This is a genomic window from Acinetobacter pragensis (assembly GCF_001605895.1).
GTDB lineage: Bacteria > Pseudomonadota > Gammaproteobacteria > Pseudomonadales > Moraxellaceae > Acinetobacter > Acinetobacter pragensis.
This window is the reverse complement of sequence record NZ_LUAW01000062.1, coordinates 1-664: the sequence shown is the minus strand read 5'-3', so window position 1 is coordinate 664 and position 664 is coordinate 1. Positions and strand designations below refer to the sequence as shown.

Genomic DNA, 664 nt, shown 5'->3' with positions numbered 1-664 from the left:
AGTACCTACTCGCATACTGGTATAAGTCACCCTGACCTGTATCTTTTCTAAATGTCATGCCGTTAGCGATATAAACTCTAAAATTTAACGTTTCTAATAATTGTAAATGCCGTTCAAGCATCTCACCCTTACCTTTATTTTTGAGTACCAATGCTAAAAACAAGGGCATAATTGAAGCATGAACATTCTGAGCACGAATGTTTTCAATTAGTGGTTGAATAGCTTTATCAAGCCCAACATAATTAGGGGCATAAAGATGTTCGTACCATTTTGCAGATAATTTTAAAAATTGAATAAAATCTTGTAGTTTGGTTATTGTTTGATTTWWMTTYYGGTACAACAATCKAATTCTTCGATTYCTATATTTMCGCCMCTGCTGCCGTAATTATTTTTCCGCATCTGTTCTTTCCTGCCAGTACAGATCCAACTACGGCCACCATTCAGTCTTCATTATTTGGCCATTTAGGCGACCGTATTGGACGTAAAGCATGTACATCAAATCTTTTGATATTTTCTTTAATATTATTTGTAAGCTTAGACCTTTGCTGGGTTTTTAAAATTTCAGCTTTTTGTAAATCAGAAACTAAATTTGAAAACTCAAAGATTGGAAACCAATGCGATTTAGCAATTGGGAATTCATCAATAAGCTTAATCAAGTTTTCAC

The 664-nt window shown here is 33.9% G+C and carries 3 pseudogenes; 1 reads left to right on the top strand and 2 read right to left on the bottom strand.

The features are described 5' to 3' along the window. Positions 1–325, bottom strand: a pseudogene (locus tag AZH43_RS18805) (DUF262 domain-containing protein); the annotation flags it as partial. Between AZH43_RS18805 and AZH43_RS19195 the strand changes: the two are divergent. Beyond that, positions 316–417 (top strand): annotated as a pseudogene (locus AZH43_RS19195) (hypothetical protein); the annotation flags it as partial. The pseudogenes AZH43_RS18805 and AZH43_RS19195 overlap by 10 nt on opposite strands. 23 nt (positions 418–440) lie before the next feature. Here AZH43_RS19195 and AZH43_RS16860 read toward each other — a convergent pair. Next, positions 441–664 (bottom strand): annotated as a pseudogene (locus AZH43_RS16860) (hypothetical protein); the annotation flags it as partial.